Source organism: Propionivibrio sp. (genome assembly GCF_049316945.1).
Taxonomy (GTDB): domain Bacteria; phylum Pseudomonadota; class Gammaproteobacteria; order Burkholderiales; family Rhodocyclaceae; genus Propionivibrio.
This window is the reverse complement of record NZ_JBMOJE010000204.1, coordinates 1-6,002: the sequence shown is the minus strand read 5'-3', so window position 1 is coordinate 6,002 and position 6,002 is coordinate 1. Positions and strand designations below refer to the sequence as shown.

Below are 6,002 nucleotides of genomic sequence, written 5' to 3'. Positions count from 1 at the left end.
CCATCCCCTTTTCCATCCCCTTTTCCATCCCCTTTTCCATCCCCTTTTCCATCCCCTTTTCCATCCCTTTTTTCATCCCTTTTTTCATCCCCTGTTCCTCGGCCAGCTTCAGTGAGCCGCGCTGCAGGATGATGAAGTCGCGGCGCTTGAATTGGATCTCCAGTTCCTCCCGGCTCATGGCGGCTTCATTGATCAGGCTGAAGGCTTCGTTGATGCGGGGTTCGCTGGCCAGGGTGTCGGGGATGTATTGGAGACTGCCGGCGTTTTTGACGAAGTAAATCCATTTGTCTTGTACGGTTTCGAGGGCGTCAAGTTCGAGGGTGAATTTCGGCAATTCGACAAAGATCAGTTCGACATCGTCGCTGTATTCGATAAAACGATCACGTTCCATGAGCCGGTAGCGGCTGATCGGTTCCGGGTGGCCTTCGAACATGATGAAGTCGGTGAAGGTCAGGGCGATGACCGGGTTGAGCAGGGTGTAGTCTTCACCCTGGAGCAACTGGGTGGCGTATTCCTTGGCGGCGTTGTGCAGGATGCGTTTTTCCAGGCCGGCGACGTTGAGCACCTGCATTTCGATGATCAGGTGCTTGCCGTTGGCGAGGACCGCCTTGACGTCAACGTAGGTGTCTTTCATGCCCTTGAGCATGGGAATCTGGTAGGGATCGACGATGGTCAGATCGACGATGGCGTGTTCGTTGCGATAATCCAGGATGGCGTTGAGAAAGCTGATCAGCACCGGCTTGGAGCCTTCCGAGCCAAACACGCGCTTGAAGGCGTAGTCGGTTTTAACATCGAGAAAACGCATGGCTAAACTCCTGTGGCAACGTCCCGGAATCTTAGCATGGCTGGCCTGGAGACCGCGCGCCTTGGCGCTCGCAAGCCACGGTAAAAAGATGTCTGACCTTTTAGATTTCCGGTCGTTTTGCGGCTGCTCCAAAAAAACGCGATGCTGCCCCCTTTTAGTTGGTCGGGTGTGGGCACTGGTGCCGATTGATCTGGCGTTGTTGTCCGAAAAGACAGAACTCGTCAATATAAACCTGCCCTCCCGTGTGTTGCGCCGGATTGATGCGGCAACAAAAGCCGCCGGAGAATGGCGCTCTGGATTTATCGCCTGGCGAACATTGGCGGTGAAACCTTCCAGTTTCGCTTTGGCTCCGCTTATTGAAGCCCTATGGCTTGCGCGAATAGCGGGTGATGAATCAACCGTAGCCTGTCCTTGGTTAGCGCGTTACTCAATAACAAAGCCAGCCTCCCGCTGACTGCGTATGGCAAGGACAAAAACGGTGTCGACCTTGGCAACGTAACGGTACAAAGCCAAATAACCATGCGCCTGCCGCCCGATCACCAATTCCCGTTTGCCGTCTTTCGCAGGTCTGCCGATCAGCGGATTATGCTCAAGTACGTTGATCGCTTCGACGATTTCCCGAATGCGCGACGCCGGATTTTCGACTTCATACTGAGCCAGGTGATCGAGGATACGATCAAAATCGTTGCTGACTTCAGGCGCTAATTCGATACGCGACAATCTCAACGAACCAGTTTTTGTGCTGTCGGGCATTTCACCGCATTGCCGGCAAGACGTTCTTCGAGATAAGCGCGCATATCCTGCCACGGAATCGTTTGTCCGGAGGCCACGATTCGTGCAAAGCGATCCTCTGCGACTTGATCGAAATCAGCACGCAATTCCTCCCGCGCCGCTTTTTCCGCAATTGCAGAAAGGATGAAACCATGGGAAGTTGTACCGGCACGTTTAGCGGCTTCGGCAACGCGATCTTTAAGCGCTTCAGGCAATCGGATCGTCGTCGTGCTCATAGCTAACTCCAGTCGAATCACAAACAACACCAACTGTAGCACGTTCGTGCTACTCCAAGCCATAGAAAACCATGTCTCTGCAAGCCAATGAACATGGGGTTCTCCAGCATGCACTGTGGAGGCCTTTTGGATTTCTTGCAGGAGCGCCGCACAGCACTTACTTTGGACGGATTTTCTGCGCGATTGCCAATGTGCCGAATCAACCCATCGCGCAGAAAATCTTCGCTCCTATGGTCCATCAAGTTGCAAGGGCAGCGCATCTGCCTTTACCTGCTGCTGGAATTTCAGTCCTCCATCGACAAGGGCATGCCGGTGCGGATGATGCAACAGCATTAAGTTCAACTGGTCAGGAGTTTGATTCAGCCAGTTTCTGATAAACGTAGGCCGTAAGGGCGATCGCCATATCGTTGGGCAAGCCGGCAAAGCGCAGACCGTGCAGGATTTCGCCGACATCATCGTGCAACACCGAACAGATCGTCGCGTCAATGGTTATGAAAAACTCGATGTCTCTGATAAATACACGAAACTTGATCACCAATTGATCGTTTTTATCCCCCAGTTTTTTCCTTGACGAGAGCAACGCACCGCCAACACTGATATTGGTTATCAGACCCGGCACCGCAACGGTCTTCGTATCTTCGGGAATGCTCACGGAGCAAATGATTCTGGCGTTCACTCGATCGCCGGAACGTACTACCAAGCCTCTGACCTGCGACGGGTAGCTCAGATGCAAGTGTGGGTAAGGAACGTTCGCTACTCGTGTCACACTGGAGGTGAAAGCGTAAGCATTCTTACCTGAAAAGAAGCGAACGACGAAGGCCTGACCCTCCTTTATGTAACAAAGGTTGCCTTCCAGTTGGGGTGCTGTAACCAGAACACTTTTCCCTTTCAAATAACCGATCAGCTTGACGTAGTACCGACTTTCCGACTGCTCGACCTGAGTCTGGATCTGCAAGGGGTCGCCGATGATCAGCTTGATGTCCTCGAGCGTAACCGATCGTTCCGTTGCCTGTTCACTCTTCGCACGCTCGCCGGTATCGTCGGAGTTGGGACGGGAAACGACGCCAACCTCACCCCCGCGAAAAAAACGATACAGCCCTTTTTCCGACAATCCATCAAGCTGAGCCTGCGTCTCAAGCACGAATCCGCGCTTCAGGAGAAGTTGCTTGTCACCGTTATAAACCGACCACGGTAGTGGCTTCCCGATATCGATGTCAGCCTTGCGGATGGGTTTATAGTGAGCGGTATGAGTCATCGGAGCGCCAGGAATGTTTGATTTGAAGCCGCATTATAGGCAAGAATAATCCCTCATCGACATTTGGCATTTCAGCGGCGGGGCAATCCCATGAATCATCGCCTGCAAACGACATACCCAAGCGCAAAGGCGGCCTGCAGTAATTCCGCAGGCACAGCATCAATCAGCATGATAATTCCCGACGCCCGAGGAACCCGGTGGTAAAGACCGTCTCAAAAACCCGGAATGCACCGCTTGAAGGCGAGATCCGCATCAAGGCGACCCAGTTGCGGCCGGGCGTTCATGTGCGCTTGCCGATTCCCTGGATGGAACATCACTTCATGCTCAATTCGTTCGTTATCACGGACGAAGAACAGGCGCGGCAGATTGCCGCATTGAATCTGCCGGATCTGTTTTGCGCCGTAACGCGCTGCAAGGTACTGCCACTTCCCGTGCCCGAGGAAGCACCGCCCGCTCCCGATGCTGCCAGGATTGCCGAGGATGCACGACTGGCGGCGCTGGCACTCGTCCAAATGGCCGAAAAGGTGGAGCGGACAAAGGTCATGGCCGAGTTGCGCGAACGACTGGACAAAGCCCAGAAACAATTCGTCGGCGCCTCCAAGTCCGTTGGCGGAGCGCTAAACTCATTTGACAAGAACCCCAAGGAAAGCATTCGCGAGGTAAGCCATGTCAGTTCAGAGTCGGCAGCCTCCTTCCTGGCCGACCCCGATAGCGCCATTGTTCTGATCGCGGAAAAGGGGCACGACGAAGGCCCTGCCGCACATGCCTTGTCGGTAATGACCCTGGCGCTCCTGCTCGGCAAACAGGCGCGCCTGCCCGAGTCCGCCCTGCACACCCTGGGGATTGGCGCCCTGTTGCACGACATCGGGAAGCAGGGAATCAACCCGTCGATCCTGCGCAATACCGAACGTAACCGGCATGAAGAAGCTATCTACGCCACCCATTGCGCCTTGGGCCATGCCAGCGTTCAACGCGTCGGCGGGTATCGGCTCCGATCCTTGAAGCCATCCTGCATCACCATGAGCACTTCGACGGAACGGGATTCCCCGATCATCTCAAGGGCGAGGCCATTCACATCGCCGCGCGTGTGGTTGCCATCGCCGATCGTTTCGACAAGCTGACCAACCCGATCGACTACCGGCGCGCCATTTCGCCGTCGGAAGCACTGGCCGTCATGTGGACCAAGGAGAAGAGCGCCTACGACACGGTGCTCTTGCAACTATTCGTCCGCGCCATGGGCGTGTATCCGCCCGGATCGATAGTCCAGTTGTCCGACGGCCGAGTCGGCGCCGTCGTCACCTCGGCCCCAACCGACAACCCGCTCAGTCCCCAGATCATGATCCATGAGCCGGAAGTCCCCCGGCGGCAAGCGATCATCCTCAATCTCGCCAGGGACAGCAGCCTGCACATCGAAAAGCCCTTGCGGCTACAGGAACGACCGGCAGATGAACTGGACTATCTGCTGCCGCGACGCAAGATGAACTGGTTCCATTCGTAGGGTCGCAAGAGACGCCGGGGCGCTGATCTGGTACGCGAGTTGCTGGAAGTGTTTGCGCCGCCCGGCATCACGGAACTGCTGGACTATGCCACGCTGCGCCCGGAAACCGGCAACTTCATCACCCCGGCGATGAGGAAACGCGAAGACGACGTGGTGTGGTCCATCAAGTTGCAAGGGCAGCGCATCTACCTTTACCTGCTGCTGGAGTTCCAGTCCTCCATCGACAAGGGCATGCCGGTGCGGATGATGCAATACGTCGCCGCGCTCTACGACCATCTGGTACGCAGCAAGGCCATCGACCTCGCCGACGGCTTGCCGCCGGTGCTACCGATCGTCATTTACAACGGCGATGCGCGCTGGAACCACAGCCCGGAAGTGTTCGACCTGATACAGCCCCACCCGGCGGTGCTGACCGAATTTCAGCCGAAGCTGAAGTTCTGGTTGCTCGATGAAGGCCGCTTCAGCGTCGAACATCTGGAAGGACTGCATAGAGTAATGGCGGCAATCTTCCGCATGGAGCACGCCCGCGACACCGAAGAAGTAAAGCGGGCGATCCGCTATCTGGGCCAGTCGGTTGCTCAATCGCCCTACAAGCAAACGATAGACAAAGCCGTGATGCAGTGGATGGGCTACCGCCTAAGTCGCAAGATGCCCGACCTGCTCATCCCGGATGTGGATGACCTTCTGAAAGGAACCGAAATGCTGGAAACGAATCTTGATCGAATCAGAGCCAATGCCATCGCCGAAGGCGTCCTGCTTGGCAAATTTGAAGCCGAAGCGCTTGTTCTGCAGCGCCTGCTGAACAAACGTTTTGGTCCGCTTCCGGCAGAGGTTGCAGCGCAGATTAACGCTGCTAGACCGGAACAAATCGAAGCTTGGCTTGACCGGGTGCTTGATGCGGCCGATCTGGCAGCGATCTTCCAGCCCAAACAGCATTAAGCCCGCAGTCAAGAATTCTCCAGGCATGGAGTGGCGATCCGCAAGCCATGTACCTGAAGCGTGGCGCATTTCCTTGCTCTTCGGCATGACTCATTGCAGAACGCCAATTGGCGCGGCTTCCAGGGGTGCTTGCCTATTATTGGCATGACCTAATCAGCAAGCCCTTCCGCCGCTTTGCTTTGCGACGCCCAGCAGAGTGGCCTGCAGCAAGATCAATCAATCGGGAAATCGACCCTGGCCCCTTTGATTTCCCTTTGTTTCGTTTGAAGGATCAATGGTCGTTGAATATCTCGGCCAGAGTGCAGGAATCAAGAATGCGCTCCGCCCAAGCTTCCAACTGGTCAACCGTAGCGGTTCTGAGGCGGGTGCGAACATCGTCGGGGAGCGAGCCGAATCGTTTAACAATCAGACGTTCAAGTAGCATGGATTCGCCTTCGAGCTTACCTTCGAGCTTACCTTCGAGCTTACCTTCGAGCTTACCTTCGAGCTTGCCTTTGA

At 55.6% G+C, this 6,002-nt stretch carries 10 protein-coding genes; 5 read left to right on the top strand and 5 right to left on the bottom strand.

The genetic code is table 11. From position 1 onward, the window contains the following. Positions 1-805, bottom strand: an 805-nt coding sequence (locus ACOYNV_RS25235) for an Rpn family recombination-promoting nuclease/putative transposase (RefSeq protein WP_422902569.1), incomplete at its 3' end; no start/stop codon positions are given. Here ACOYNV_RS25235 and ACOYNV_RS25230 point away from each other — a divergent pair. After that, complete coding sequence (locus ACOYNV_RS25230; RefSeq protein WP_422902568.1) at positions 804-1,259, top strand: type II toxin-antitoxin system HicB family antitoxin; 456 nt, start codon at positions 804-806, stop codon at positions 1,257-1,259. The two genes, ACOYNV_RS25235 and ACOYNV_RS25230, sit on opposite strands and share 2 nt — an antisense overlap. Here ACOYNV_RS25230 and ACOYNV_RS25225 read toward each other — a convergent pair. Together ACOYNV_RS25225 and ACOYNV_RS25220 are read right to left on the bottom strand one after the other, a co-directional pair. After that, positions 1,229-1,558 carry a type II toxin-antitoxin system RelE/ParE family toxin gene (locus tag ACOYNV_RS25225; protein ID WP_422902567.1) on the bottom strand — a complete coding sequence of 110 codons (330 nt, stop codon included), beginning with the start codon at positions 1,556-1,558 and terminating at the stop codon, positions 1,229-1,231. The genes ACOYNV_RS25230 and ACOYNV_RS25225 overlap by 31 nt on opposite strands. Then, positions 1,528-1,854, bottom strand: a complete 327-nt coding sequence (locus ACOYNV_RS25220) for a CopG family transcriptional regulator (RefSeq protein ID WP_422902566.1) — start codon at positions 1,852-1,854, stop codon at positions 1,528-1,530. Before ACOYNV_RS25220 ends, ACOYNV_RS25225 begins: the two co-directional genes overlap by 31 nt. A 45-nt stretch (positions 1,855-1,899) precedes the next feature. Here ACOYNV_RS25220 and ACOYNV_RS25215 point away from each other — a divergent pair, with 45 nt between their 5' ends. Beyond that, positions 1,900-2,148, top strand: a complete 249-nt coding sequence (locus ACOYNV_RS25215; protein ID WP_422902565.1) for an Rpn family recombination-promoting nuclease/putative transposase — start codon at positions 1,900-1,902, stop codon at positions 2,146-2,148. Positions 2,149-2,158: 10 nt separating this feature from the next. Here the strand turns inward: ACOYNV_RS25215 and ACOYNV_RS25210 are convergent, their stop codons facing one another. After that, entirely contained in the window at positions 2,159-3,067 is a 909-nt protein-coding gene (locus tag ACOYNV_RS25210) for a flagellar brake protein (RefSeq protein WP_422902564.1), read from the bottom strand. 197 nt (positions 3,068-3,264) lie between these two features. On the opposite strand from ACOYNV_RS25210, the gene ACOYNV_RS25205 reads away from it, so the two are divergent. Genes ACOYNV_RS25205 through ACOYNV_RS25195 form a run of 3 tightly spaced genes read left to right on the top strand, consistent with a single transcriptional unit; the run spans position 3,265 to position 5,504 of the window. After that, positions 3,265-4,188, top strand: coding sequence for an HD-GYP domain-containing protein (locus tag ACOYNV_RS25205; protein ID WP_422902563.1), 924 nt, complete (start codon positions 3,265-3,267; stop codon positions 4,186-4,188). Next, positions 4,074-4,565 carry an HD-GYP domain-containing protein gene (locus ACOYNV_RS25200; RefSeq protein WP_422902570.1) on the top strand — a complete coding sequence of 164 codons (492 nt, stop codon included), beginning with the start codon at positions 4,074-4,076 and terminating at the stop codon, positions 4,563-4,565. The genes ACOYNV_RS25205 and ACOYNV_RS25200 overlap by 115 nt, the downstream gene beginning before the upstream one ends. Positions 4,566-4,604: 39 nt before the next feature. Further along, positions 4,605-5,504, top strand: a complete 900-nt coding sequence (locus ACOYNV_RS25195; protein WP_422902562.1) for an Rpn family recombination-promoting nuclease/putative transposase — start codon at positions 4,605-4,607, stop codon at positions 5,502-5,504. 271 nt (positions 5,505-5,775) lie between these two features. On the opposite strand, the gene ACOYNV_RS25190 is transcribed toward ACOYNV_RS25195, so the two are convergent. After that, positions 5,776-6,002 (bottom strand): DUF4351 domain-containing protein (locus ACOYNV_RS25190; protein WP_422902561.1); only part of this gene is annotated, 227 nt, incomplete at its 5' end.